The organism is Streptomyces sp. NPDC012827 (assembly GCF_042900905.1).
Taxonomy (GTDB): domain Bacteria; phylum Actinomycetota; class Actinomycetes; order Streptomycetales; family Streptomycetaceae; genus Streptomyces; species Streptomyces gulbargensis.
On sequence record NZ_JBIBBY010000007.1, the window covers coordinates 313,680 to 338,341 of the forward strand.

Annotated in this window: 25 protein-coding genes; 15 read left to right on the forward strand and 10 right to left on the reverse strand. The window is 74.4% G+C overall.

Translation table 11 applies throughout. The features are described 5' to 3' along the window. Nucleotides 1-356: 356 nt before the first annotated feature. The 3 genes from hmgA (at nt 357) to ACFY60_RS18260 (ending at nt 3,945) form a co-directional block, all read left to right on the forward strand. Nucleotides 357-1,679 carry a homogentisate 1,2-dioxygenase gene (hmgA, locus tag ACFY60_RS18250; protein ID WP_388612611.1) on the forward strand — a complete coding sequence of 441 codons (1,323 nt, stop codon included), beginning with the start codon at nt 357-359 and terminating at the stop codon, nt 1,677-1,679. A 21-nt stretch (nt 1,680-1,700) separates the two neighbouring features. Then, nucleotides 1,701-2,450 carry a GntR family transcriptional regulator gene (locus ACFY60_RS18255; RefSeq protein ID WP_388612609.1) on the forward strand — a complete coding sequence of 250 codons (750 nt, stop codon included), beginning with the start codon at nt 1,701-1,703 and terminating at the stop codon, nt 2,448-2,450. 283 nt (nt 2,451-2,733) lie between these two features. Next, nucleotides 2,734-3,945, forward strand: coding sequence for a type ISP restriction/modification enzyme (locus tag ACFY60_RS18260; protein WP_388617189.1), 1,212 nt, complete (start codon nt 2,734-2,736; stop codon nt 3,943-3,945). Here the strand turns inward: ACFY60_RS18260 and ACFY60_RS18265 are convergent. Next, a complete protein-coding gene (locus ACFY60_RS18265) occupies nt 3,932-4,657 on the reverse strand; it encodes a TetR/AcrR family transcriptional regulator (protein ID WP_388617191.1) in 726 nt (241 codons plus the stop codon). The two genes, ACFY60_RS18260 and ACFY60_RS18265, sit on opposite strands and share 14 nt — an antisense overlap. A gap of 63 nt (nt 4,658-4,720) precedes the next feature. On the opposite strand from ACFY60_RS18265, the gene ACFY60_RS18270 reads away from it, so the two are divergent. The 3 genes from ACFY60_RS18270 (at nt 4,721) to ACFY60_RS18280 (ending at nt 7,725) form a co-directional block, all read left to right on the forward strand. Beyond that, complete coding sequence (locus tag ACFY60_RS18270) at nt 4,721-5,659, forward strand: ATP-binding cassette domain-containing protein (RefSeq protein WP_388617194.1); 939 nt, start codon at nt 4,721-4,723, stop codon at nt 5,657-5,659. After that, the gene (locus tag ACFY60_RS18275) at nt 5,656-6,435 is read left to right on the forward strand and encodes an ABC transporter permease (protein WP_388617196.1); all 780 of its coding nucleotides are present in this window, start codon (nt 5,656-5,658) and stop codon (nt 6,433-6,435) included. Before ACFY60_RS18270 ends, ACFY60_RS18275 begins: the two co-directional genes overlap by 4 nt. 93 nt (nt 6,436-6,528) lie before the next feature. Continuing rightward, entirely contained in the window at nt 6,529-7,725 is a 1,197-nt protein-coding gene (locus tag ACFY60_RS18280) for a CaiB/BaiF CoA transferase family protein (protein WP_388617200.1), read from the forward strand. Between the two features lie 471 nt (nt 7,726-8,196). On the opposite strand, the gene ACFY60_RS18285 is transcribed toward ACFY60_RS18280, so the two are convergent. Further along, nucleotides 8,197-8,472, reverse strand: coding sequence for a hypothetical protein (locus ACFY60_RS18285; protein ID WP_309057808.1), 276 nt, complete (start codon nt 8,470-8,472; stop codon nt 8,197-8,199). 309 nt (nt 8,473-8,781) lie between these two features. Between ACFY60_RS18285 and ACFY60_RS18290 the strand changes: the two genes are divergently transcribed. Then, nucleotides 8,782-9,714, forward strand: coding sequence for a protein kinase (locus ACFY60_RS18290; protein ID WP_388617203.1), 933 nt, complete (start codon nt 8,782-8,784; stop codon nt 9,712-9,714). Between the two features lie 119 nt (nt 9,715-9,833). On the opposite strand, the gene ACFY60_RS18295 is transcribed toward ACFY60_RS18290, so the two are convergent. After that, on the reverse strand, nt 9,834-10,640 hold the full coding sequence (locus tag ACFY60_RS18295; protein ID WP_388617209.1) for an SGNH/GDSL hydrolase family protein: 807 nt from the start codon (nt 10,638-10,640) through the stop codon (nt 9,834-9,836). Between the two features lie 653 nt (nt 10,641-11,293). On the opposite strand from ACFY60_RS18295, the gene ACFY60_RS18300 reads away from it, so the two are divergent. Genes ACFY60_RS18300 through ACFY60_RS18315 form a run of 4 tightly spaced genes read left to right on the forward strand, consistent with a single transcriptional unit; the run spans nt 11,294 to nt 15,170 of the window. Continuing rightward, nucleotides 11,294-12,121 carry a glycosyltransferase family 2 protein gene (locus ACFY60_RS18300; protein WP_388617212.1) on the forward strand — a complete coding sequence of 276 codons (828 nt, stop codon included), beginning with the start codon at nt 11,294-11,296 and terminating at the stop codon, nt 12,119-12,121. Next, on the forward strand, nt 12,118-13,182 hold the full coding sequence (locus tag ACFY60_RS18305; protein ID WP_388617215.1) for a glycosyltransferase family 2 protein: 1,065 nt from the start codon (nt 12,118-12,120) through the stop codon (nt 13,180-13,182). Before ACFY60_RS18300 ends, ACFY60_RS18305 begins: the two co-directional genes overlap by 4 nt. Nucleotides 13,183-13,232: 50 nt before the next feature. After that, entirely contained in the window at nt 13,233-13,997 is a 765-nt protein-coding gene (locus tag ACFY60_RS18310) for a polysaccharide deacetylase family protein (protein WP_388617394.1), read from the forward strand. Nucleotides 13,998-14,051: 54 nt separating this feature from the next. Then, entirely contained in the window at nt 14,052-15,170 is a 1,119-nt protein-coding gene (locus ACFY60_RS18315; protein ID WP_388617218.1) for a DUF5925 domain-containing protein, read from the forward strand. Nucleotides 15,171-15,188: 18 nt separating this feature from the next. On the opposite strand, the gene ACFY60_RS18320 is transcribed toward ACFY60_RS18315, so the two are convergent. Further along, complete coding sequence (locus ACFY60_RS18320) at nt 15,189-15,566, reverse strand: GntR family transcriptional regulator (RefSeq protein ID WP_388617220.1); 378 nt, start codon at nt 15,564-15,566, stop codon at nt 15,189-15,191. Between the two features lie 74 nt (nt 15,567-15,640). Between ACFY60_RS18320 and ACFY60_RS18325 the strand changes: the two genes are divergently transcribed. Further along, nucleotides 15,641-16,564 (forward strand): GNAT family N-acetyltransferase, encoded by a 924-nt coding sequence (locus ACFY60_RS18325; RefSeq protein ID WP_388617223.1) that lies wholly within the window; start codon nt 15,641-15,643, stop codon nt 16,562-16,564. Beyond that, entirely contained in the window at nt 16,545-17,024 is a 480-nt protein-coding gene (locus ACFY60_RS18330; RefSeq protein WP_309056395.1) for a DUF402 domain-containing protein, read from the forward strand. The genes ACFY60_RS18325 and ACFY60_RS18330 overlap by 20 nt, the downstream gene beginning before the upstream one ends. A gap of 7 nt (nt 17,025-17,031) precedes the next feature. Here the strand turns inward: ACFY60_RS18330 and ACFY60_RS18335 are convergent, their stop codons facing one another. The 4 genes from ACFY60_RS18335 to ACFY60_RS18350 all read right to left on the reverse strand — a co-directional run bounded on the left by ACFY60_RS18335 (nt 17,032) and on the right by ACFY60_RS18350 (nt 20,592). Beyond that, entirely contained in the window at nt 17,032-17,460 is a 429-nt protein-coding gene (locus tag ACFY60_RS18335; protein WP_388617226.1) for a DUF6299 family protein, read from the reverse strand. A gap of 145 nt (nt 17,461-17,605) precedes the next feature. Next, a complete protein-coding gene (locus ACFY60_RS18340; protein WP_388617229.1) occupies nt 17,606-19,102 on the reverse strand; it encodes a tripartite tricarboxylate transporter permease in 1,497 nt (498 codons plus the stop codon). Between the two features lie 3 nt (nt 19,103-19,105). Further along, the gene (locus tag ACFY60_RS18345) at nt 19,106-19,612 is read right to left on the reverse strand and encodes a tripartite tricarboxylate transporter TctB family protein (RefSeq protein WP_388617232.1); all 507 of its coding nucleotides are present in this window, start codon (nt 19,610-19,612) and stop codon (nt 19,106-19,108) included. After that, nucleotides 19,609-20,592: a Bug family tripartite tricarboxylate transporter substrate binding protein gene (locus ACFY60_RS18350; RefSeq protein WP_388617235.1), complete on the reverse strand. Its 984-nt coding sequence runs from the start codon at nt 20,590-20,592 to the stop codon at nt 19,609-19,611. Before ACFY60_RS18350 ends, ACFY60_RS18345 begins: the two co-directional genes overlap by 4 nt. Before the next feature lie 125 nt (nt 20,593-20,717). On the opposite strand from ACFY60_RS18350, the gene ACFY60_RS18355 reads away from it, so the two are divergent. Both ACFY60_RS18355 and ACFY60_RS18360 read left to right on the forward strand, forming a co-directional pair. Beyond that, the gene (locus ACFY60_RS18355; RefSeq protein WP_388617237.1) at nt 20,718-21,386 is read left to right on the forward strand and encodes a response regulator; all 669 of its coding nucleotides are present in this window, start codon (nt 20,718-20,720) and stop codon (nt 21,384-21,386) included. 154 nt (nt 21,387-21,540) lie between these two features. Then, nucleotides 21,541-22,593, forward strand: coding sequence for a lytic polysaccharide monooxygenase (locus ACFY60_RS18360; RefSeq protein ID WP_388617240.1), 1,053 nt, complete (start codon nt 21,541-21,543; stop codon nt 22,591-22,593). 28 nt (nt 22,594-22,621) lie between these two features. Here the strand turns inward: ACFY60_RS18360 and ACFY60_RS18365 are convergent, their stop codons facing one another. Beyond that, entirely contained in the window at nt 22,622-23,482 is an 861-nt protein-coding gene (locus tag ACFY60_RS18365; RefSeq protein ID WP_388617242.1) for an esterase/lipase family protein, read from the reverse strand. Between the two features lie 168 nt (nt 23,483-23,650). After that, a complete protein-coding gene (locus ACFY60_RS18370) occupies nt 23,651-24,568 on the reverse strand; it encodes a hypothetical protein (RefSeq protein WP_388617244.1) in 918 nt (305 codons plus the stop codon). Nucleotides 24,569-24,662 lie beyond the last annotated feature (94 nt).

The following is a 24,662-nucleotide window of genomic DNA, read 5'->3' on the forward strand; positions in this document are numbered from 1 at the left end:
ACCGTGCCGACCTGCGATGCGGGCGCGGTGAGCCGGTGTCGTGGCACGACGAAGCCATCCCTCCCCGTGGCGGCACTGTCCCCCCGGCCGCCGGTGATGTGCGCGCCGCGGCGGAGGAGTCAGGTTCCGCCCGGCGTGCGGGGATCACCATAGCCACAGGCGGAGCCCGATGTTCAAGGGAGTTACCGCCGGTTCCGCCGCCCGGGCGCCGCTTCGGACCGCGCCCGCACGTCCCGGACGCACCGCGGCCGCCGCCGGCCGCGCGCCGGGGCCGCCGAGTCACCGTTGACGGGAGCCGCGCGGAATCCTACGGTCGTACATAGGATTCCCTTGTGGGCTCAGGACAGGAGCGGGCGATGACGACGGAGCAGGCCAGGAAGACGGCCGAGGCGCTCACCTACAGCACCGGGTTCGGCAACGAGCACAGCTCGGAGGCGGTCCCCGGCGCGCTGCCGGAAGGGCGCAACTCGCCGCAGCGTGCCCCCCTCGGCCTCTACGCCGAGCAGCTCAGCGGCAGTGCCTTCACCGAGCCGCGCGCCCACAACCGCCGGTCCTGGCTGTACCGGATCCGCCCCTCGGCGGCCCATCCGCCGTTCACCCGGACCGACAACGGCGCGCTGCGCGGCGCGCCCTTCACCGAGACCGTGCCCGACCCGAACCGGCTGCGCTGGGACCCGCTGCCCGCGCCGGCGGCGGGGACGGACTGGCTGGCCGGCCTGTGGACCCTCGGCGGCAACGGCGACGTGACGCAGCGCACCGGCATGGCCGTGCACCTCTACCACGCCAACGCCTCCATGGAGCGGGTCTTCGGCGACTCCGACGGCGAGCTGCTGATCGTCCCGGAGCACGGCGGTCTGCTGCTCCGCACCGAGCTCGGTCTGCTCGCCGCCCGCCCCGGCGAGGTCGCCCTGATCCCGCGCGGTGTCCGCTTCCGGGTGGAGCTGCTCGACGAGACGGCCCGCGGTTACGTCTGCGAGAACTACGGGGCCCCGTTCCAGCTGCCGGACCTCGGCCCCATCGGCGCCAACGGCCTGGCGAACGCCCGTGACTTCCGCGCCCCCCTCGCCGCCCACGAGGACGTCGAGGGCCCGGTCGAGGTGGTCAACAAGTACTGCGGCAACCTCTGGTCCGCGACGTACGACCACTCCCCGCTGGACGTCGTCGCCTGGCACGGCAACCACACCCCGTACGTCTACGACCTGCGGCGCTTCAACGTCATCGGGACGATCTCGTACGACCACCCGGACCCGTCGATCTTCACCGTCCTCACCTCCCCGTCCGACACCCCCGGGCTCGCCGGCGTGGACTTCGTGGTCTTCGCCCCCCGCTGGCTGGTCGGCGAGGACACCTTCCGCCCGCCGTACTTCCACCGCAACGTCATGAGCGAGTACATGGGCCTGATCGAGGGCGCGTACGACGCCAAGACCGCCGGGAAGGGCGGGTTCGTGCCCGGCGGGGGCTCGCTGCACAACATGATGTCGGCGCACGGCCCCGACCGGGAGACCTTCGACAAGGCGAGCGCCGCGGAGCTGAAGCCGCAGAAGATCGACGACGGCCTGGCCTTCATGTTCGAGACGCGCTGGCCGATCACCGCGACCGGTCAGGCGGCGAACGCCGACCACCTGCAGAAGGGCTACGACGGCGTATGGCAGGGTCTTGAGCGCCACTTCCGGTCGTAGTGTCGTCGTACGGAGAACGCCGTGACCGCCTTCGCCCCCGACTCCCTGGTCCTGAACCGCAAGCTGCCGCTGTGGTACCAGGTCTCGCAGTCCCTCCGCGCCTCGATACTGGGCCGCGCGCCGGACGCCTCGCTGCGGCTGCCCACCGAGGAGCAGCTCGCCGCGCACTACGGCGTGAGCGTGCTGACCATGCGGCAGGCGCTGAAGGAGCTGGAGGAGGAGGGGCTGATCAGCCGCCACCGGCGGCGCGGCACCTTCATCGAGCCGGGCGCGCGGCGCTCCACGCCGCGCCGCCTGCTCGGTTCGATCGACGCGATCGTGGCCCAGCAGTCGGGCGAGCGGACCACCGTGCTCGGACACGGCGCCGAGCCGGTGCCCGGTGAGCTCGCCGAGCACTTCCCGGGCGTGCCGGAGGTCGTCACGTACCGGCGGCTGCGCGCCGACGGGGAGAGCGGCGAGCCCACCAACTGGGCGGAGAACGCGGTCCTTCCGGAGCTGGCGGCCGCGATCGACCCGGTGGATCTGGAGCGGTGGCCGATGACGAAGGTCCTGCGGGACGTGGTCGGGGTGCGGATCAGCCGGATCACGGACACGGTGGAGGCCCGCCTGGCCGACCCGGAGACGGCCGGCCTGCTCCGGGTCCCGCTGCTCTCGCCGATCCTGCACTACACCGGCGTGACCTACGACGCGGACGGGCGGGTGGTCGACGTCGCGCGCATCCGCTACCGGGGTGACCGCTTCTCCTTCACGGTCACGGTGGAGGCCGACTAGGCCGTGTCTTTTGGATCAGGCCGGATCAGGGAGCGGCGTCTGGCGCCGTGCGTCGCAAGGCGGAGGAGGGAGTCCATGCGGAGCATCGGCGACCGACGACAACGCTGGGGGCACCTCCCGTGCCCGAAGGGCCACGGGGGAGAGGCGCGGTGCCAGGCGCCGCGAGCCCGGCAAGATCCGAAAGACACGGCCTAGGCCACGTCCGGGACCTCGGAACCGGAGGGCCGCGGCGCCGGGAGCCCTCGCCCGGGCAGGCTGGAGCCGCCCGGCGGGGGTGGTTAGCATGCGGGGCGTGACGCAAGCCCCGGGTCCGGACGAAGCGCCCCTGCTGGACGAGCTGATGCCCTGGTCCGTCGCACCGCTCCGGTTCGGGCGGTCCTGGATCGCGGCGCCGGACGCGCGCACGCTGCGGGCCCGCTGGGACCGGCTGGTGGCGGCCGGGGGCGCCGAGCGGGAGGCGCTGTTCCGGCCGAGCCGGGCGCGGACGCCGTCGAGCGCGGTGGCGGCGCTGCCCGGGCAGCGCACCGGCACGGTGCGGTTCGCCCGGGAGTCCGGGCCGTGCCCCGAGCCGGTGCGGGTCGCGCGCGGGCCGTTCGACGAGCAGTGGCTGCTCCCCGACCACCGGCTGATCGACGTGGCCCGCCCCGAACTCTGGCGGGTCGCCGGCGCGCCCCAGGTCTTCGCCGTGGAGCAGGGGTACGTGCCCGGTGAGGCGGCGGGGCCGGCGCTGCTCGTGACGGCGGCGCTTCCGGAGGGCCGCTCCCCCGCCGGCCGGCCGGGCCGGATCCGGCCCCTGTTCCGCCGCCCCGGCGGCCGGGAGCCGAACCTCGCCCCCGGCCTGCTGCCCTTCCTGAGCGAGCGGTACGGCCGCGAGGTGGACGCCGGGGACTGGCTGGCGTGGGCGCTCGCCGCCGCCTCCCCCTCGCCGGCCGGGTGCCGGGTACCGCTGCCGGAGGACCCGGAGGTCTGGTCGGCGGGCGTGCGGCTGGGCCGGGAGCTCGCCGACGTCCAGCTCGGCGGGGCGCTGAGCGGGGCGCGGCCCCGGCTGCCGGGCGGGCGGCGCCCCTACGTGCGGGCGGCGGTCCCGGCGCGCCCGGCGGATCTGTCGTACGACCCGGGCGCGGAGGTCCTCGGTGTCGGTGAGGGCCGGATCTCTCCCGTGCCGGTGGAGGCCTGGGAGTTCCGGGTGGGCGGTGTGCGGGTCCTGGAGCAGTGGTTCGAACGGCGGACCGCGCCGGCGGAGCCGGGCTCCCTGGAGGCGATCGGTCCTGCGGCCTGGCCGCAGGAGTGGACCTCGGAGCTGCTGGGCCTGGTGACGGCGCTGGCCCTGCTGGGCGCGCGGGAGCCGGAGCGGGCGGTGTTCACCGCCGGGGGCGGCGGCCGGGCGGCCCTGACGGCGGCCGGGGTGCTGCCGGTGCCGGTCCGGGCCCGCCGCCCCGCGTCCGTACTGGACCATCAGGAGGAGGGCCCGGAGGGGCAGTTCATGCTCCTGTGACGGGGGGCGCGAAGGACTCCAGGAGGCGGGCGATGGTCGTGTCGAAGATCTCGTCCGGGTCGGCGGGAGCGGGCTGCGCGGCGAGCAGCTCCGCCAGGTGCGGGTAGCGGCCGCCGGCGGCCTGCCGGGCGAGGTAGGCGGTGCGGACGGCCTGTTCCTGCTCCTCGGACCAGGGCAGCGAGCGGGCGCGTTCGGCGAGGGCCTGCTCGTTGACGACGGTGGCCATGACCGTGCCGTTGACCATGGCGATGAGCTGCATCTTCAGGCCGGGCTCGATGTCCAGGGGCGCGAGGCAGCCGAGGCACCAGTCCAGGTAGCGCAGGGCGTTCGGGCTGAGGCCGTAGGCGGAGTTCATCAGCCGGGCGAGCCAGGGGTGGCGGTACATGAGGGCGCGGCCCTGGTGGGCGAGCGCGGTCATGTCCGCGCGCCAGTCCCCGCTCGGTTTCTCGGGCAGGTCGTACTCGCCGCTGACCGCGTCGACCATCAGCTCGTACAGGTCCTCCTTGCGGGGGACGTAGTTGTAGAGCGACATGGTGCCGCAGCCGAGTTCGGCGGCGACGCGGCGCATGGAGACCGCGTCGATGCCGTCCGCGTCGGCGATGCGGACGGCGGTGTCCGCGATCTCCCGCCGGCTGTAGGCCGGTTTCGGGCCTCGGCCCGTGCGCTCGGGGCGCGCCCAGATCACTTCGGGTTCGGCCGCTCGGCCCGCCATGGATCATCACCTCGCCCCCCATCGTAGTTACGTACACCGTACGTAGTGCGCTATGGTCACCACATGACAACTACGTACGCTGTACTTAGTGAGGGCCTTGGCAAGCGGTACGGCGAGGTCCACGCCCTGCGCGGGTTCGACCTCGCCGTCCCCGAGGGCACGGTCTGCGCCGTCCTCGGGCCCAACGGCGCGGGCAAGACCACGGCCGTGCGCGTGCTCACGACGCTCGTCGCCCCGGACGCGGGCAGCGCCCTGGTCGCGGGCCACGACGTGGTCCGGGACCCGGCGGCGGTACGGAGCCGGATCGCCGTCACCGGGCAGTACGCCTCCGTCGACGGCGACCTCACCGGCGCCGAGAACCTCCGCCTCTTCGCCCGGCTCCTGCGCGCCCCGCGCTCCCGCGCCGACGAGCTCCTGGAGGAGTTCGGCCTCACGGAGGCCGCCGGGCGGCCCGCGCGCACCTACTCGGGCGGCATGCGCCGCCGTCTCGACCTGGCGGCCAGCCTGCTCGCGCGGCCCGCCGTCCTCTTCCTCGACGAGCCCACCACCGGGCTCGACCCGCGCAGCCGGAACGGGATCTGGGACGCCGTACGGGGGTTGGCGTCCCAGGGCACGACCGTGGTGCTCACCACGCAGTACCTGGAGGAGGCCGACCAGCTCGCCGACGACATCGTGCTCGTCGAGGACGGCCGGGCCGCCCACCGCGGCACCCCGGCCGAACTCAAGGCGCTCATCGGCGGCTGGGCCGAGGTGGTCGTGGCCGGCCCCGGACCGCTGGACGCCGCCGCTGCCGTCCTCGACCGGCTCACCGGCAACGCCCCCGTCCTCGACGCCGAGCGGCGCACGGTCGGCGCGCTGACCACGGACCCCGCGCTCACCCTGCCCCGGATCGTCCGGGAGGTGGACGCGGCCGGTGTCCCGATCGTGGACGCCTCGCTGCGCCCACCCACCCTGGACGAGGTGTTCCTGCGCCTCACCGGCCGGACGGAGGCGGCGGCATGACGACCCTCGCGTACGACGGCGCCGCGGTCCTCGGCCGCCACCTCCTGCGGATCCGGCACGCCCCGGCGATCACCGTCATGACGCAGACGATGCCGATCGTCTTCCTCCTCTTCTTCGGTTACGTGTTCGGCGGCGCGCTCGCCATGCCGGGCGCCGAGTACCGGTCCTTCCTGGTGCCCGGCCTGCTCGTCGCCACGGCGGCGGGCGGCCTCATGACCGGCATGTTCCAGGCGGCGCAGGACGCCCACCGGGGCGTCATGGACCGCTTCCGGACGCTGCCGATGAGCAGGGGCGCGGTGCCGCTCGGGCAGGCCCTCGCCGACCTGGTCGCGTGCGCGGCCGGCACGGTCCCGATGATCCTGGTCGGGCTCGCCATGGGCTGGCGGATCGAAGGGTCCGTGCCGGAGGCCCTGGCCGCCTTCGGACTGCTGCTGCTGTTCCGTTTCGCCATGACCTGGGTGGGCATCCTGCTCGGCCTGGCCTCACGGAGCGAGGAGGCGGCCGGCCAGCTCGGCAGCGCGACCTTCGTCCTGCCGCTGCTGTCGAACGCGTACATCCCCACCGACGGCATGCCGGACCACCTGCGCGCGGTGGCCGAGTGGAACCCGATCTCGGCGGTGACGACGGCGGTGCGCGTCCTCTTCGGCAACGCGCCCGTCCCGGCGGACGCGGCCTGGCCGGTGGCCCACCCCGTGGCCGGGGCGCTGCTCTGGTCCCTCGCCCTCGTCGCCGTCTTCGCCCCGCTCGCGGTACGGCGGTACGGCCGCGGCGGGTGAGGGACGGACCGGAGGGGCCGAGGCGCCCGGATACGGGAGCCGATACGGGGGCCGGGTGACAAGGGTGCCGCCGGCAGGGTAGGCAGGGCTGCCATGAGCACTCAGCCACTCCCCCTGGAGGGGATCACGGTCGTCGCCGTCGAGCAGGCCGTCGCCGCGCCCTTCGCCACCCGGCAGCTCGCCGACCTCGGGGCCCGGGTCGTCAAGATCGAGCGCCCCGACGGCGGTGACTTCGCCCGGGGGTACGACACGGCGGCCCGCGGCCTCGCCTCGCACTTCGTCTGGTGCAACCGCGGCAAGGAGTCGGTGGCGGTCGACCTGAAGGACCCGCGCGGCATGGCCCTGGTACGGCGGATGGTGGCGGGCGCCGACGTCTTCGTGCAGAACCTGGCGCAGGGGGCGGCGGCCCGCCTCGGCCTGGACGCCGCGACGCTGTGTGCCGCGCACCCCTGGCTGATCGCGGTGGACGTCTCCGGATACGGCGCGGACGGCCCGTACTCCCGGAAGCGCGCCTACGACATGCTCGTCCAGTGCGAGGCGGGCCTCGTCTCGGTGACCGGGACGCCCGAGCGGCCGGTGAAGTCCGGCATCCCGGCGGCCGACATCGCGGCCGGGATGTACGCCTTCTCGGGCGTCCTCGCGGCGCTCGTCCGCCGGGGCACGACCGGCCGCGGCGGGCCCGTGGAGGTGTCGCTCCTGGACTCGCTCGCCGAGTGGATGGGGCACCCGCTGCACCACGGGATGCATGGGGGCGCGGCCCCGGCGCGCACGGGGCTCGCCCATGCCGTGATCGCGCCCTACGACGCCTATCCGACGGCCGACGGCGGCATGGTGCTGCTGTCGGTGCAGAACGACCGCGAGTGGCGGCGGCTCGCCGAGCGGGTCCTCGGCCGTCCCGACCTCGCCGGCGACCCGGCCTTCGCGACGAACGCGGCCCGCGTGGCGGGGCGCGCGGCGACGGACGCGGTGGTGGCACGGGCGCTGGCCCCGCTGTCGGTGGAGGAGGCCCTGGCGCGCCTCGACGCGGCGGGCATCGCTTGCGCCCGGCTCAACTCGGTCGCGGAACTGGCGGACCATCCGCAGCTCGCGGCCCGGGACCGGTGGCGGGAGGTGGAGTCCCCGGTGGGGCCGCTGCGGGCGCTGCTCCCGCCGGTGGTCTTCCCGGACGCGCCGGAACCGCGCATGGGCCGCGTCCCGGCGCTCGGGCAGGACACCGACGAGGTCCTGGCGGAGCTGGGCGTGCCCGGGGCGGAGGTGAAGGAACTGCGGGAGGCGGGCGTGATCGCCTGACACCGCGCGGTCGGCTCCCTGTCTCGAGGTGCCGCACGGACGGCCTTCCGGCGCCCCGGGCCGGGTGGGCGTCGGCGGCACGGTGACGGGCCTCGCCGCTCCCCGGGCCGAAGGGGCGCCGGACGCGCGGGGCGGCGCGGCGAGCGGCCGTCGGCACGGGAGCGGCCCCGCACGACAGAGGCGCGCGGCACCGCCCGTGGGGCCCACGTAGGAGGGCCGCCGGCACCGCAGTCGGCGGGGCCGGGCACGACGAGCGCCGGACAGGCGGGGACACGTCCGGCGGAGTCGTGGTCGGTCGGCGTACGGGCGGTGCGCCGGGGCGGGCGGGATGCGTCGGGGAACGCGGGGTCCGGCGACGCCGGGACAGGAGGCGCCGTGTCGGCCCGCCGGATCCGGCGAGGCCGGCGCGGCACTCCTTCGCGGGGTGTCGCGCCGGTCGCGCCGGATGCCGGCGCGACCGGTGCGGCGCCGCTAGTGGCGCGTGCCGAAGAGCGAGCGGCGCAGGCGGCGGAGCGGGGCGAAGAGGGAGACGCGCGCGCTCCGGCTGCGGTGTCCCCGCACCGGCGAGGCCGCCGGCGGACGCGTCGTCAGCTCCCGCATCAGCAGGGTGGCCTCGGCCACCTCCCGCTGGGGCAGGGCGGGACCGCCCAGCACCGCGAGATGGCGGTCGAGCCGCGAACTGGTCGCGCTGCTCCCGCAGGTGATGGCAGGCACACGCGGCCTGCTGCGCATTGCTATCTGTTCCATGTCACTCCCCACCCGTACAAGGGCACCCGGCCCGGGCAGGTTAACCCTATCGCTCCACTGTGACACTCGTGTATCCCGCCGACGCGATTCGACGCCCCCGCACGGGGATTGACGATCACTGTCCGAATCCAACTGCCTCCAGGCCGAGTTGGACAGGCGTGGAACACCTGCCGAACCGTCACGAACCGTGCGGCGCCGCCCCCGGGACGCACGGGCGGGGCCACGGTGTGTGATCTCCGCCACCAAGATCGTCCGGGCGGGTCGTTCCGCAAAGGGGGCGGGCGGGCGCCCCTCGGCTACGGTGGTTCCATGACGGTGATCGCGGGACGTTACCGGCTGCTCGACCTCCTCGCGGAGGGCGCCACGGGGGCCGTCTGGCGCGCCCGGGACGAGGAACTCGGCCGGGACGTGGCGGTCAAGGAGGTCCAGGCCCCGCCCGGCCTCGGGGACGCGGACGAGCGCCTTCTGTACGAGCGGATCGCCCGCGAGGCGCGGTCGGCGACAGGGCTGCGGCATTCGGGGGTCGCCCGGGTGGACGACGTGGTGGTCGACCGCGGCAGGCCCTGGATCGTCATGGAGCTGGTCCCGGGCCTCACCCTCGCGGAGACCGTGGAGGCGGACGGGCCCATGCCCCCGGGGGAGGCCGCCCGGATCGGGGCGGAGGTGCTGGCGGCGCTGCGCGCCGCCCGGGAGGCCGGGGTGCCGCACCGGGACCTGAGCGCCGACCGGGTGCTGCTCGCCAACGACGGGCGGATCGTCGTCACCGGCTTCGGCACGGTGACGGGCGCCGCCGCCCGGGACGGGCGGCCGCAGGAGGCCGGCGCCCCAGGATCCGACGCCGAACTCCGTGCCCTGGGCGTGCTGTTGCGCACGGCGGTCGGTGGGACGGGCGGCGGGCCGCTGGCCCCGCTGATCCGAGAGCTGCTGCGGGAGGACCCCGAAGGCCCCGCACCCGTGGAGCGGGTCGAGCGGGAGCTGCGCCGGCTGGCCTCGGGCGGCCCGGCCGGCGGCGCGCCCTCGCCCGCCCCGTACGGCTCGGGCGAGGGGGGCCGCGGGACCGCGCGCGGACGTGCGGACGGCGACGGGGAGGAACGCGGCGGGAGCGCGACCGCGGAGGCGCCCCCGGCCGGGCACCGGCCGGAACGCGCCCCTGCGGGGCCGCGGCGGGGTGTGGTCCTGCTCGCCGGGCTGCTGGGCGCGCTCCTGCTCGTGGCGGCGCTGGTGTTTCACTTCGTCAGGTAGGGGAATCGGGCGCCGGTCCCGGGGGACGCGGCGCCACGGTCAGGGGAGTGGGGGTCGGGGGCGGGGGTCGGCGGGGTCAGGGATGGGGGACGGAGTGCGGCGGCCGGGCTGCGGACCGGTCAGAGCACGTTCCGGAAGCTGGGCAGGTATCCGCCGGACTGCCCGGCGGCGGTCGGGTGGTACGACTCCCCGATGTTGAGCCAGTTGACGCTGTGCAGCCAGGGGGAACCGGAGCAGATCTCGTGGCCGGTGAAGGCCGGGACGACGCTCGCGAAGGTATAGCCGTGATCGGCGGCGCGCTTGGCGGTGGCCGCGTTGAGGTGGTCGGCGGCACCGTTGATGGCCTTGCGCTCGTTCTCGCTGAGGCCGGCGACGCAGCTGCCGCTCAGCTGGTAGAAGCGCGGGTAGCCGAGGACGACGACACGGGCGGCCGGTGCCTTGGAGCGGATGGCCGAGTAGACGGAGTCGAGCTTGCCGGGCAGCGTGGTGTCGACGTAACTCTTGGCCTGATTCACTCGGTTGATACAGGTGGATTCGGACTGCAGCACACAGGTGGTCATGACGTCCGCGAACCCGGCGTCATTTCCCCCGATGGTGATCGAGACGAGGTCGGTGGCGGAGGAGAGCGGGCCGAGCTGACCGGCGGTGACATCGCCCGTCCGGGCGCCCGAGCAGGCGGTGAAGGCGAAGGTCGACGGGGCGTTGGCGTTGGCCCACAGCCGCGGGTAGGCCTTGGTGGAGCGCTTGCAGTCGCCGCTGGCGCTGTCGTAGCTGCCGGCCCCGACGCCGGAGGAGTACGAGTCCCCCAGCGCCACGTAGTCGAGGGCGGCGGTCTCGGCCGCTTGTGCCGCGCCCGCCCCGGTGAGGGTGAGGACGGCACCGAGCAGGAGCGAGGACGAGAAGGCCGCGAATCGGGACAGTTTCATGGAACCTCCCTGGAGCAGGATCTCTGCGCTACCAGGTAGTAGCATCGGATCCGGCCGCCCGGAAGTGTTCATGTCAAAACTTCCCGGCCGTCCGGCCGATCTCCCGTCATCAACCGTCGAGTTCGAGCCACTCCACCGCACGACCCCACCGGGAAGCGGAACTTCCGGTCCCACGGCAGGGCCGCGCGCGATCACGGGACGATCGCGCAACAAAGCACAGAGGCATGATCGTGCCCCACTTCCCGCACGCCACAAACGGATTGAGCGAATCCGATCAAGACGGTTACACATCCGACCGCCGAAGCTTCGCCAATCTACGGAAAAGCGGGTCACCGATCCGATACTTGCCCTACAGTCCCCTTCATCAATACCGTCGTACATCTCACCCGCACCGGTCCGTCCAGTACAGCAGCTCAGGGGAGGGCTCCAGCGTCGCGACGGTCCCGGGGCGGGGCGCGGTAGGGGGGTGCCGTGCTCGGTGTCCGAACGTGCGCCGAGTCGCGGATGCCGCGCGGCCAGCCATGCCAACTTGCCGATCCCGTGCGGATGTCAGCGCCGTGCGGGCGGGGTGAGAACCCCCCTTTCGAACCGGACACACCATCGGGACCGCCCCAGGGGTGGGCGGCCCACCGGACGAGAGGGAAACCTGACCCATGAGCTCGTTCCTGCGCCCGGCCGCGGGCCAAGAATTCACCGAGCCGAGTCGAATAGCCGCCCAGTACCGGGCCATCACCTCGCATTTGGCGATCACTCCCCCGGTGAGTGTCGTCATCCCGGCAATGAACGAGGCGGAAAATCTTCCGTACGTCTTCCGGACGCTTCCGGAATGGATTCATGAAGTCGTCCTGGTGGACGGAAATTCCACCGACGACACGGTCGACGTGGCCCGCGCGCTGCGGCCGGACGTCAAGGTCGTCAAACAGGTCGGCAAGGGCAAGGGCGACGCACTGATCAGCGGCTTCGCCGCCTGCACCGGCGACATCATCGTCATGGTCGACGCGGACGGCTCCGCCGACGGTCAGGAGATCGTCTCCTACGTCTCCGCCCTCGTCGGCGGCGCCGACTTCGCCAAGGGCTCCCGCTTCGCCAACGGCGGCGGCACGGACGACATGACGCTCATCCGGAGACTCGGCAACTGGGCCCTGTGCACCCTCGTCAACCGCAAGTTCGGCGCGCGGTACACCGACCTCTGCTACGGCTACAACGCCTTCTGGCGCCACTGCCTCGACAAGATCACCCTCGACTGCACCGGTTTCGAGATCGAGACCCTCATCAACATCCGGGTGGTCAAGGCCGGCCTCAGGGTGCAGGAAGTGCCCAGCCACGAGTACCTGCGCATCCACGGCGTCAGCAACCTCAACGCGGTCCGCGACGGCATCCGGGTCCTCAAGGTGATCCTCAAGGAGAAGGCCGTGAGCCGGTCGGCCCGCCGGCGGCCGGCCGCCTTCTCCGTCAACGTCCCCCGGGGAGAGGTGTCTTGAGCGACCGCACGGCTCCGCTCCGCTTCTCCGTGGTGATCTGCGTCTACACGGAGGAGCGGTGGCGGGACATCCTCGCCGCCGTCGACTCCGTACGGAAGCAGTCCCTGGCCCCGCTGGAGACCCTGCTCGTCGTCGACCACAACGCGCGGCTGCTGGCCCGGCTGACCGAGCAGTACGCGGACGAGCTGCTGACCGGGGAGGTGCGGGTGCTCGCCAACGCGGGCCCCCGCGGCCTCTCCTCCGGCCGCAACACCGGCATCGCCGCCGCCCGCGGGGAGTTCGTCGCCTTCCTCGACGACGACGCCGTCGCCGAACGGGACTGGCTCCACCACCTCGCCGCCGCCTACGACGACCCCCGGGTCATGGCCGTCGGCGGCCGGACCCTGCCCGCCTGGGCCTCGGGCCGCCGGCCGGCGTGGTTCCCCGAGGAGTTCGACTGGGTGGTCGGCTGCACGTACCGGGGGCTGCCGCCCGGCCGCGTCCGGGTCCGCAACGTCCTCGGCGGCAACGCCTCCTTCCGCCGCGGCGCCTTCGCCGCGGCGGGCGGCTTCGCCACCGGCATCGGGCGCGACGGCGACCGGCGGCCCCTCGGCTGCGAGGAGACGGAGCTCTGCATCCGGCTCGCCAAGGCCCTGCCCGAGGCGGTGCTCCTCATCGACGACCGGGCCGTCATCCACCACACGGTGCCCCCGGCCCGCGAGCGCTTCGGCTACTTCCGCACCCGGGTCTACGCCGAGGGCCTGTCCAAGGCGCTCGTCGCCCGGAGCGTCGGCGCGCAGAAGGGCCTGGAGTCCGAGCGGCGCTACACCACCCGGGTGCTCCCCGCCGGAGTGGTACGGGGCCTCAAGGACGCGCTGCGCGGCCGGGCCGGCGGGGCGGGGCGGGCCGGCGCGATCCTCACCGGCGTGACCCTCGCGGCGGGCGGCTACGCCCTCGGCACCCTTCGCGCCCGCCGCGACGGGCCCCGCTTCTCCTGGGGGCCGATCGCCGGCCTCGCGCCCGCCGGAGGCCCGGCCGTACCGGGTCCCGGACCGGCCACGGGCGCGGAGGCCGTCGCGTGAGCGGGAACGTCCCCGGCGTGCCGGGCACGGCCGCCGCCGTACCGATCCTGATGTACCACGCCGTCGCCGACGACCCCGCGCCCGCCGCCCGGGGGCTCTCGGTCTCCCCGGCGGCCTTCGCCGCGCAGATGGAGGTGGTGGCCGAGCGCGGCTTCACCCCGGTGACCACCGCCGCGCTCGCCGCGGCCTGGCGCTCCGGCGGACCGCTGCCCGCCCGCCCGCTCCTCATCACCTTCGACGACGGGTACGAAGGCGTGCACCGGCACGCGCTGCCCGTACTCGCCCGGCACGCCTTCGCCAGTACGGTCTTCGTCTCCACCGGCTGGCTGCGCGGCCGGTGGCAGGAGGGGGGCGCGCTCGACACCATGCTCGACTGGGCGCAGGTGCGGGAGCTGGCCGGTGCGGGCACGGAGATCGGCGGGCACAGCCACACCCACCCCCAGCTCGACCAGCTCGACGCCGGCCGGCTCCGCTTCGAGGCGCTGCGCTGCCGCGAGATCGTCGCCGAGGAGCTGGGGACCGCCCCGGTCTCCTTCGCCTACCCCTACGGGTACTCCAGCCGACGGGTGCGCACGGCGGTGCGGGAGGCCGGGTTCGCCCAGGCACTGGCCGTCGGCAACGCGCCGGCCCGCCGCCGCCAGGGGCCGTACGCCCTCGAGCGGCTGACCGTGCGCCGTTCCACCGGGATCGGGGAGTTCACCCGGCTCGTCGAGGGACGGGCCCTCGGGCGGGACTTCGCGGCCGACCGGGTCCTGACGAAGGGGTACGCGGTGGTGCGGCGGGCCCGGGGCGCGGTGCGGGGGCACTGGATCTGACGCCCGCGCGCACCGGCCCAAAATCCGGTGCGCGCGCCGCGGGGGTGGCGGATCATGGGCGCCATGCCTGACACTCCTCCGGTTCCGTCCGGTCCGCGGCGGCCGCTGCCCCTCGTCATCAACCTCGACGACAGCGACTCGCCGTCGGACGTCATCGACGCGCTGTTCGTCGACCGGTTCGCGACCGGGGAACAGCCGCACGCCCACAGCACGACCCTGGACCGCGCGAAGCCGGAGGCCACGCTGCTCCCGGCCGGCGCGCGGGTGCTGAGGATGTCGAAGGACGACGACCGCAGCTCCGTGCTGGCCGAGGGCGAGGGCTGGACGCTGCTCGCCTCCCGCTGGAACCACCGCGCCGACGTGACCGTCACGGCCACCGACGCGGAGCTGGCCGAGCGCATCCTGAAGGAGGCGACGGACGGGGCGAAGGACGAGCCGGAACCGGAGCCGGGGAACGTGACGATGGGCTTCTGGCACGTGGCGCCGCAGCGCGGGCCGCGCCGGACGACCCGGCAGATCGGCGCGGAGACGTGGGAGGAGATCCGGTCCAACTACTCGGCGCCGGTGGCCGCCTCGATGGACCGGCTGATGGGGACCCGGCCCGAGGACGTCACGGGCCGGCTCCTGCTGCTGCACGGTCCGCCCGGCACGGGCAAGACCTCGGCGCTGCGGACGCTCGCCCGGTCCTGGCGCGACTGGTGCCAGGTGGACTGCGTCCTCGACCCCGAGCGGCTCTTCACCGACGTCGGCTATCTGATGAACATCGCCATCGGGGAGGACGAGGGCACGGAGAACGGCCGCTGGCGGCTGCTGCTCCTGGAGGACTGCGACGAGCTCATCCGGGGCGGGGCGAAGCACGAGGCCGGGCAGGCCCTGTCGCGGCTGCTCAATCTGACGGACGGTCTGCTCGGGCAGGGCCGCAACGTCCTCGTCGGCGTCACCACCAACGAGGACCTGGAGCGGCTCCACCCGGCCGTGGTCCGCCCGGGCCGCTGCCTGGCCCGGATCGAGGTGGGCCCGCTGACCCGGGCGGAGGCGGTGTCCTGGCTGGGGAGGGAGGAGGACGTGCCGCACGACGGCGCGACGCTCGCGGAGCTGTACGCGCTGCGCCGGGGTGCCCCTGCCCCCGGCCTCCCGCAGCCCCGCGAGGCCGCCTCCGGCCTCTACCTGTAGGAGCGGGGGCCGGGGCGGTCAGACGGTGTCGTAGGCGGCGCGCAGCGCCTCGCGCACGGCCGCCTCCGCGTCCTCGCGGCTGAGGCCCAGGCGGTGGGCCTCCTCGGCGTACTGGGCGGCGGCGGTGGCGGCCCGCCGGCTGGCCGCGTCGCCGGCCGCCGCGACGAAGGTGCCGTGCCGGCCCCGCGTCTCGATCACCCCGTCCGCCTCGAGTGCCTTGTACGCCTTGGCGACCGTGTTCGCGGCGAGCCCCAGCTGCTCCGCGAGGCCCCGTACCGTCGGCAGCTTGTAACCGACCGGCAGTCTGCCCGACCTGGCCCGCTCCGAGATCTGGGCACGCAACTGTTCGTAGGGAGCGGTGGTGGACCGGTGGTCCACGGCGAATGTCAGTGTCACCCCGCCGATTCTGCCCCCACCGCACCCGAAAATGGGAGGCGGTGACAGGCCGCTCCCCCGTAGCGTGCGGGGCCATGACTGTGATCGTCCGTGACGTACGGCCCGAGGACGCCGAGGGTTTCGCCCGGGCCCGCCGGGCCGCGCTGCCGTATCTGCTGGCCACCGCCGAACAGACCGCCTACGACTGGGCGCACGCCCACCCCGACAGCCACGCCCGTCCGCTGGTCGCCGTCGCGGAGGACGGCGAGGTCATCGGCACGGCCGAGGTGGGTCTCGCCCACGAGGCGCCCGAGCCGGGCATCGGTGAGCTCAACGTGTACGTCCATCCGGCCCACCGGGGGCGCGGCGCCGGGGCGCTGCTGGCGCGCGCCGCCGAGGAGCACCTGGCCAGGCACGGTGCGACGACCCTCTACAGCTGGGTCCTGGACGAGCCGGCGGGCCGTGGCTTCGCCGAGCGCCGCGGGTACGCGCCGAGCCGTTCGGCGCACTTCCTGCGGCTCGACCTGGCCGCGGCCGAACTGCCGCCGCTCGGGGAGCCGCCGGCCGGGGTGGAGATCCGTGCGGCGGAGGACTTCGCGGACGACCCGCGGCCGCTGTTCGCGCTGGACGCGGTGACGACGGCCGACGAGCCGGGTGACGTGGGGGCCGAGCTGGACGACTACGCGCACTGGCTGGAGACGACCTGGAACCATCCGCTGCTCGACCGCACGCTGACGACGGTCGCCCTGGTCGACGGGGTGCCGGCGGCGTTCAGCGCGGCCAGGACGGACGGTCTGGGGCGATACGGCTCCGCGATGACCGGTACGGCCCCGGAGTTCCGGGGGCGCGGGCTGGCGAAGCTGGCCAAGAACGTGTCGCTGCACCGGGCGCGGGCGGCGGGCCACGTGGAGGCGTTCACGGGGAACGACGCCCGCAACGGGCCGATGCTGGCGATCAACAGGTGGTTCGGGTACGAGGTGCGCGCGACGGAGGTGCGGTATGTCCGGGCGGTCGGTTGAGATCACCCTGAGGAAGGCGGGACGGACGAAGATCCGCTACCCGGCGGAGGTGCTGGCGGAGCGGGAGGCCCGGCTGTCGGTGCGGGCGCCGTGGGCGGCCGAGGGGGTGCGGGACTTCGGCTTCGTGCGGTTCGAGCCGGGTGACGTCTTCGTGGAGCACTACTGGCGCGACCGCTGGTACACGGTCAAGGAGGTGTGGTCGGCGGACGGGGCGCTCAAGGGCTGGTACTGCGACATCACCCGGCCGGCCGAGATCGGCGGGGCCGGGGTGGTGGTGGAGGATCTCGATCTCGACCTGTGGGTGTCGGCCGACGGCAGTGAGGTGCTGCGGCTCGACGAGGACGAGTTCGCGGCGAGTGGTCTGACCGCCTCCGACCCGGAGGCGGCGGAGCGTGCCGTGGTCGCCCTCGACGAGCTGGCGCGGCTGGGCCGGGACGGTCTGGTGGAGCTGCTGCGCTGACGACGGCCTACCGGGCGGGCACGGTCCGGCGGAGGGTGACGTCCGCGTCCTGCACGGCGAGGAAGCCGGGCTGAGGGAGGCCCGTGTCGGAGGTGCCGAGCTGGAGGAGGGCGGCGCGTACGAGGGCGGTGCCCGGCCGGAAGACGGATTCCTTCAGGGTGGCGGTGTTGATCCAGGTGTGGAGGTGTCCGTCGCAGACCGCGCGGGTGCCGCCGATGCTGGTGGAGCGGCCGTCCTGGTCGAGGGTGGAGGTGACGAAGACGGGTCCCTTGCTGTCGTCCAGGCAGCGGTAGGTGCCGGAGAGGGTGACGGCGGTGCCGGGGCCCAGGGTTCCCTGGGTGTCGACGGAGAGGCCGTTGGCCCCCTCGGCGTGGGCGAGGGGGGCTCCGGCGGCGGCCAGGAGGGCGGCGACGGCGGGGGCGAGTCGGACGCGCATGGTCGGTTCCCTTCGGTGTGGGGGGAGGGTGCTGCCCGCCAGGCATACCGGATTCGGCCATCGATTGACCGAATCTCACCCCTTCGGGGGCGCGTTGGCGGACCGCCGCGCCCCTGTCGTACGGCCCGCCCCTCCCCCGGGTACGTCACTGTCCGGCGGCCCTCCGCCCGGTGGCCGCCCTGCGCAGCAGGGGCCACGCGAGCAGCAGCGCCACGACGGCGTAGACGGTGACCGAGAACGGGGTGTTCACCAGGCCGGTCAGGGAGCCGTCGCTGATCTGGAGGGCGCGGCGGAGCTGCTGTTCCGCGGCCGGGCCGAGGATGACCCCGATGACGGCGGGCAGCACCGGCAGTCCGTACCGCCGCATGCCGAACCCCAGCAGGCCGATGACGAGCAGCACCACCAGGTCGAGCGCCTCGCCGCCCACCGCGTACGCCCCGACGGCGGCGAAGAAGAGGATGCCGGCGTAGAGGTACGGGCGCGGGATGCGCAGCAGCCGGGCCCAGACCGGCGCGAGCGGCAGGTTGAGCGCGAGCAGCAGCACCATGCCGACGAACAGCGAGGCGATCAGGCCCCAGACCAGCTCGGGCTCCCGCTCGAAGAGGAGCGGGCCGGGCTGGATGCCGTAACTCTGGAAGGCGGCCAGCATGACGGCGGCGACGGCGGTCGTCGGCAGGCCGAGGGTCAGCATGGAGACGAGGGTTCCGGCCGCCGAGGCGGACGCGGCCGACTCGGGCCCCGCCACGCCTTCGATGGCCCCCTTCCCGAACTCCTCCTTGTGCTTGGACAGCCGCTTCTCCATGACGTACGACAGGAAGGTGGGGATCTCGGCACCGCCGGCCGGGATCGCGCCGAACGGGAAGCCGATGAGCGGGCCGCGCAGCCACGGCTTCCAGGTGCGCCGTACGTCGTCCCGGCCGAGCCAGGGGCGGCCGGCGGGCAGGGCCTCGCCCGTCGTGCGGCGGAGGTGGGCGGCGACCCACAGGGCCTCGCCGATGGCGAAGAGGCCCACCGCGACGATGACGACGTCGATGCCGTCGGCGAGCTGGAGCGAACCGAAGGTGAGCCGCTGCTGCCCGGTCATCTGGTCGAGGCCGACCAGGCCGAGGGTGAGGCCGATGAGGAGGGAGGCGAGGCCGCGGATCCGGGAGGAGCCGAGGACCGAGGTCACCGCGATGAAGGCGAGGACCATCAGGGCCAGGTAGTCGGGCGCGCCGATGTCGACGGCGAGCGCGGCGACGGCCGGGGCGAGGGCGACGAGCAGCACCGTGCCGATCATGCCGCCGGCGAAGTGGCCGACGGCCGCCGCGGCCAGGGCCTGCGCACCGCGCCCGGCCTTGGCCATCGGGTTGCCCTCGATGGCGGCGACGACGGCCGCGCTCTCCCCCGGGGTGTTGAGGAGGATGGAGGTGGTGGAGCCGCCGAACATGGCGCCGTAGTAGATGCCGGCGAACATGATGAACGCGCCGGTCGGTTCGAGTCCGTAGGTGACGGGCAGCAGCAGGGCCACGGCCATGGCGGGGCCGATGCCGGGCAGGACGCCGACGGCGGTGCCGAGGAGCACGCCGAGGGCGGCCCACAGCAGGTTCACCGGGGTGAGCGCGGTGCCGAAGCCGTCGATCAGGGAGGTCAGGGAATCCATGGGTCAGAGCACTCCCATCAGCGGGCCGCCCGGGAGCGGCACTCCGAGCAGCCGGTCGAAGACGGCGTAGGTGAGGAGCGAGAGGACGGCGGCGATCAGCGGGTCGCGGTGGAGGTTCCGGCTGCCGAGGACGAAGGCCGCGCCCCAGAAGAGGAGCGCCCCGGCGACGGGGAAGCCGAGCGGGCCGATGAGGACGGCGAAGGCGAGGAACGCCCCGGCGAGGAGGAGGACCGTGCGCCGGTCGGCGGGTTCGGTGAGGTCGACGTCCTCGCCGCCCTCGGCCTCGCCGCGGCCGCCGCGCAGGACGTCGGCGGTGAGGAGGACGGCGACGAGGAGGAGACCGCAGCCGACGACGAGGGGGACGGTGGCGGGGCCGACGGGGCCCCGGCCGGCGAGGTCGGCGTCGAGGGTGAGGGCGTCGGTGAGGACGAGGACGCCGAGGAGGAAGAGGAGGACGCCGACGCCGAGTTCGGAGCGTCCGCGCAGCCGTTCCTTGAGCGGGGTGGTCACAGGCCGAGCTCCTTCAGGACCGTATCGACGCGGGCGTTCTGCTCGGTGAGGAAGGCGCCGAACTCCTCACCGGGAAGGAAGGCGTCGTTCCAGCCGTGGGTCTCCAGCGACCGCTTCCACTGCGGGGAGGCGTGGAGCGCGGTCACGAGGCCGACGAGCTTGTCGCGTTCGGCGTCGGTGAGGCCGGGCGGGGCGACGACGCCGCGCCAGTTGGTGAACTCGGTGTCAAGGCCGGCCTCGCGGAGCGTGGGCGCGTCGAGTCCGGGGACCCTCCGGGGCCCGGTGACGGCGAGGAGCCGCAGTTCGCCCGCCTTGATCTGGTCGAGGTACTCGCCGACACCGGAGACGCCGAAGGCGACCTTGTTGCCGAGGATGGAGGCGAGGAGTTCGCCGCCGCCGTCGAAGGGGACGTAGTTGACCTCCTTCGGGGGGATGCCGGCGGCCTGGGCCATGAGCATCGGGGCGAGGTGGTCGGGTCCGCCGGGCGAGGAGCCGCCGCCGACGGGCAGCTTGCCGGGGTCCTTCCGCCAGGCGGCGAGGAGGTCCTGGAGGGTCCGGTACGGGGAGTTCCTGCCGACCACGACGATGTCCTGCTCCTCGGTGAGCCGGGCGATCGGGGTGGTGTCGGCGAGGGTGCGGGGCGTCTTGTTGGTGTGGACGGCTCCGACGACGCCGAGGCCCATGGACATGGCGAGGCGGCCGTTGCCGCGTTCGCCGACGAGCCGGGTGAGGCCGACGGTGCCGCCCGCGCCGGGCAGGTTGAAGACCTCGACGTCGCCGGTGAGCCCGGCCTCCTCCGCGTCCTTGGCGGCGGTGCGGGCGGTGATGTCGTATCCGCCGCCGGGCGTGTTGGGAACCATGAGGCGCAGGCCGGGGATGTGGGTGCCGGTGTCGGAGCCGCTGCCGGGGGTGAGCAGCGGCGGCCCCACGAGCACCAGCAGTGCCGCTCCCAGGAGGGCGAGGGGGGTGCGTGGACGCAAGGGTGCCGCCTCTCGGTAGGTGGTGGTGAAGTGGCCCACATGTTGCCCGCGCGTGAGGAAGCTGTCTCTGTTCCGCAATCAACGGACGTTGTGGTCGTTGTGGTCGCGTCCTAGCGTGGGTCGGCGTGACGAACGTGCTGGTGGTGGACGACGACTTCATGGTCGCCAAGCTGCACTGCCGCTATGTGTCGGCGGTGGCGGGCTTCTCGGTGGCGGGGGTCGCGCACAGCGGCGCGGAGGCGTTGCGGGAGGCCGAGCGGCTGCGTCCCGATCTGGTGCTGCTCGACGTGTTCCTGCCGGACATGGACGGGATCCGGGTGCTGCGGGAGCTGCGCGCCGCCGGGCTCGGGGTGGACGCCCTCTTCATCACGGCGGCGCGGGACGTGGGCACGATCCGGTCGGCGCTGCGGGCCGGGGCCCTGCACTATCTGATCAAGCCGTTCAGCCAGGCGGCGCTGCACGAGCAGCTGCGGCACGTGGCCTCGGTGCGCAGCCGGCTCGACGACCGGGACGAGGTGCGGCAGGAGGACGTGGACCGGATCTTCGGGGCCCGGCCGCGCGGCTCGCGCGAGCTGCCGAAGGGGCTGGCGGCGCACACGGCGGAGCTGGTGGACGGCATTCTGCGGGCGCACCCGGAGGGGTTGTCCGCGACGGAGTGCGCGGTGGCGGGCTCGCTGTCCCGGGTGAGCGCGCGCCGGTACCTGGAGTACTTCGCGGAGACGGGCCGGGTGGAGGTGTCGCTGCGGTACGGGGGGACGGGCCGCCCCGAACGGCGGTACCGGCGGCTGGCCTGAGGCGTTCACGGCGCCTTTTCCGATGCGGCTCTTACCCCCGCCTTAACGCGGCCCTAAGAATCGCCCGCGCCCTGCCTCGACCGGCTTTTCGGCGGCCGGTGGCGGCTAGCTTTCCGGTGTCCCCCACCCCTCCCGCCGAAGGAGCTGTCCCCGTATGTCCCCTCGCCGTACCGCCGCGTCCGCCGTCACCGTCACCGCCGCCCTCGCCCTGGCGGGGCTCACCGCCGTACCGGCCGCCGCGCACGGGTCGATGACGGACCCGGTGAGCCGGGTCTCGGCCTGCTACGCGGAGGGGCCCGAGTCCCCGGACTCGGCGGCGTGCCGGGCGGCCGTGGCGGCGAGCGGCGCGCAGGCCTTCTACGACTGGAACGCGGTGAACATCGCGAACGCGGCCGGGCAGCACCGGCGGCTGATCCCGGACGGCGAGCTGTGCAGCGCGGGCAACGACAAGTACCGGGGCCTCGACCTGGCGCGCGCGGACTGGCCGGCGAGCCGCCTCACCCCCGGCACGCACACCTTCCGTTACAAGGGGACGGCCCCGCACCGGGGTTCGTTCGCGCTGTACGTGACGAAGGACGGCTACGACCCGTCGAAGCCGCTGGCCTGGTCGGACCTGGAGGCGGAGCCGTTCGTGACGGTGACCGACCCCCGGATGGAGAACGGCGAGTACGTCTTCGAGGGGACGCTGCCGAAGAGGTCGGGGCGGCACCTCGTCTACTCGGTCTGGCAGCGGTCGGACTCCCCCGAGGCGTTCTACACCTGCTCCGACGTCGTCTTCGGACGGGACGGCGGCAGCGGCGGTACGGCCCCGGCGCCGGCGGACCCCGCACCGACGGCCTCCGCGCCGAGCGAGGAGCAGATCGCGGAGGGCCGGGACGAGTCGTCGGTCGAGCACGGCGGGCACGGGGACGGGGACGCGGCGACGGGCGCGGGCGCCACGGCGGCGGCGCCCGGCGCCCCGGCGGCCGCCCCGGCCACGGACCGGGCGCAGGAGACCTCCCCGGCCGCTCCGGCGACGGCGCCGGCCTCCCGGGAGGCCGTACCGCACGCGGCGTCGGCGCCCGTGCCGGCGCACGGCGCGGAGCTGGCGGAGACGGGGGGCGACGCCTCCGCCCCGTACCTCGCGGTGGGAGGCGCCGCCGCCCTAGCCCTGGGGGCCGCGGTGCTGTTCGGCACCGTCCGGCGCCGGTCGGGCGCGCGCCGCTGAGCCCTGCCGGGCCGGGGTCCCGGCCCGGCTATCCGATCACGGACAGGCAGGTGGTCGGGGTCGCGTGGGCCGGGTCGAGGGCGTTGGCCACCTCGTGGAAGGTGACCCGGTCCACCGTCCCGATGGCCACGTGCTCGGACAGGTCGAGCGCGCACTTGTCCTGGATGAGGACGTTGGTGACCTCGGGCCCGGAGAGGAACTGGGAGCGGTACGGCGTGACGACCTGGTCGTAGCGGGTCGCGATGACGTGGTAGCGGACGCCGGGGACGGTGTCGCCGCCCTCGTTGAGCCGGGTAAGGAACGGCGAGCCGGCGATCTGGTCGGCCAGGGCGGGGGTGGCCTCGCCGATCAGGTCCTCGGCGCCGGGGAAGTGCGGCAGGAGCGCGGTGAAGCCGAGGAGGGTGGTGCCGTGGTTGTCGGGGGCGATGCCGACGAGCGCGTTCACCTTGTCGGCGCCGCCGAGGAACTTGAGGTACCAGCGGGGCATCATGCCGCCCTGGGAGTGGCCCACGAGGTCGGCCTCGGGGGCGCCGGTGGCGGCGAGGACCCGGTCGACGTAGGCGTCGAGCTGGCCGGCCGACTTCTCGATGGGGCCGAGCCCGTGGAAGAAGGGCACGTGGGGCAGCTGTCCGTAGTCGAGGGAGAAGACGCAGTACCCCCGGTCGACCAGGTAGGGCGCGAGTCCGAGCCAGTTGTCGACGGAGTTCCCGAAGGTGCCGTGGACGAGGACCACGGGCCGGGGATGGGCGGCGGAGGGCTTGCAGGACCAGTCGTTCCAGCCACGGCTGGACGCGGCACCGGCCTGGGCCGCGGTGGTGGGGGCGAGGACGGCGGCGGCGGTCAGGAGCAGGACGGTCAGCGCTCTGAGGACGCGTTTCCAGGGCAGCATCGGGCGATCTCCTTGCGGCTCAAGGGGAAGGGGGGTGCTGTGCCCTGCGGTCCGGACCACAAGTGGGGGATGCTCTCCAGCCAAGTTACGCACGGGTAGGAGCGGCTGGGAAGACACGCGCCGGTAACAATATGACGGGGCGTCACCAGCCGCTCACCAGCGGCTCTTTCAGGCCGCGAGCGCTCCGGGCAGGACCGCCCGGGGGCCGAACTTCGCCCGCGCCCGGTCGGCCACCGCCTCGATCCGCCGGGCCTTCTCGTCGGCCGGGTCGAGGGACAGCTGACGGGCGGCGCCCCCGGCGGGTCCCAGGTCCTCGGCGCGCAGCGCGATTCCCCGCACCCGGGCCCGCTGAAGCCCGAAGGAGTCGTGGATCTTGTACGCGAGCGCGGTGAGCGCGGCGGTGTGGGCGGTGGGCTCGGGCAGGGTACGGCTCCGGGTCGTGGTGGTGCGGTCGGCGTACCGCACGGTGACCGCGAGCGCACGGCACACCTGACCCTCGGTCCGCAGCCGGGAGCCGAGTTCGGTGGCGAGCGAGAGCAGGGCCCTGCGGTGCTCGGTCCGGTCGAGTTCGTCGTGCGGGAAGGAGCGTTCGGCGGCGGCCGAGCGGGACAGCGCGCCGGGGACGACGGGGGTGCGGTCGATGCCCCGGGCGCGTTCCCACAGGTCGCGTCCGGCCTTGGCGCCGACGAGCCGCTGGAGCACGGCGAGCGGGGCGTCGGCGACCCGGCCGACGGAGTCGAGTCCGTAGGCGCAGAGGGTGCGGGCGGTGGCGCGGCCGACTCCGTCGAGACCGGCGACGGGGCGGTCGCGCAGGAAGGCGGCCGGGTCGTCGACGACCCGGGTGACACCGGGCCGCGCCTCGCGGGCCGCCGCGCGCGCCAGCATCGGGTTCGGTCCGGCACCGATGACGCAGTCCACCCCGTACAGGGCGAGGGCCCTGACCCGGATGAGCGCGGCCAGTTCGAGGGGGGTCCGGCCGAAGTGGCGCAGGGCGCCGCGCACGTCGGCGAGCACCTCGCCCGGCGGGACCGCCTCCACGACCGGGGTGAACTCCCGGACCAGATCGACCAGCGGGGGCAGCAGCACCCCGACCTCCTCGCCCTCGCCGGACCCGGAGCCGCGCCCCGGGCCGGGCCCGGACCCGTACCCGGCACCGCGCCCCGCCCCGAACCGTACGCAG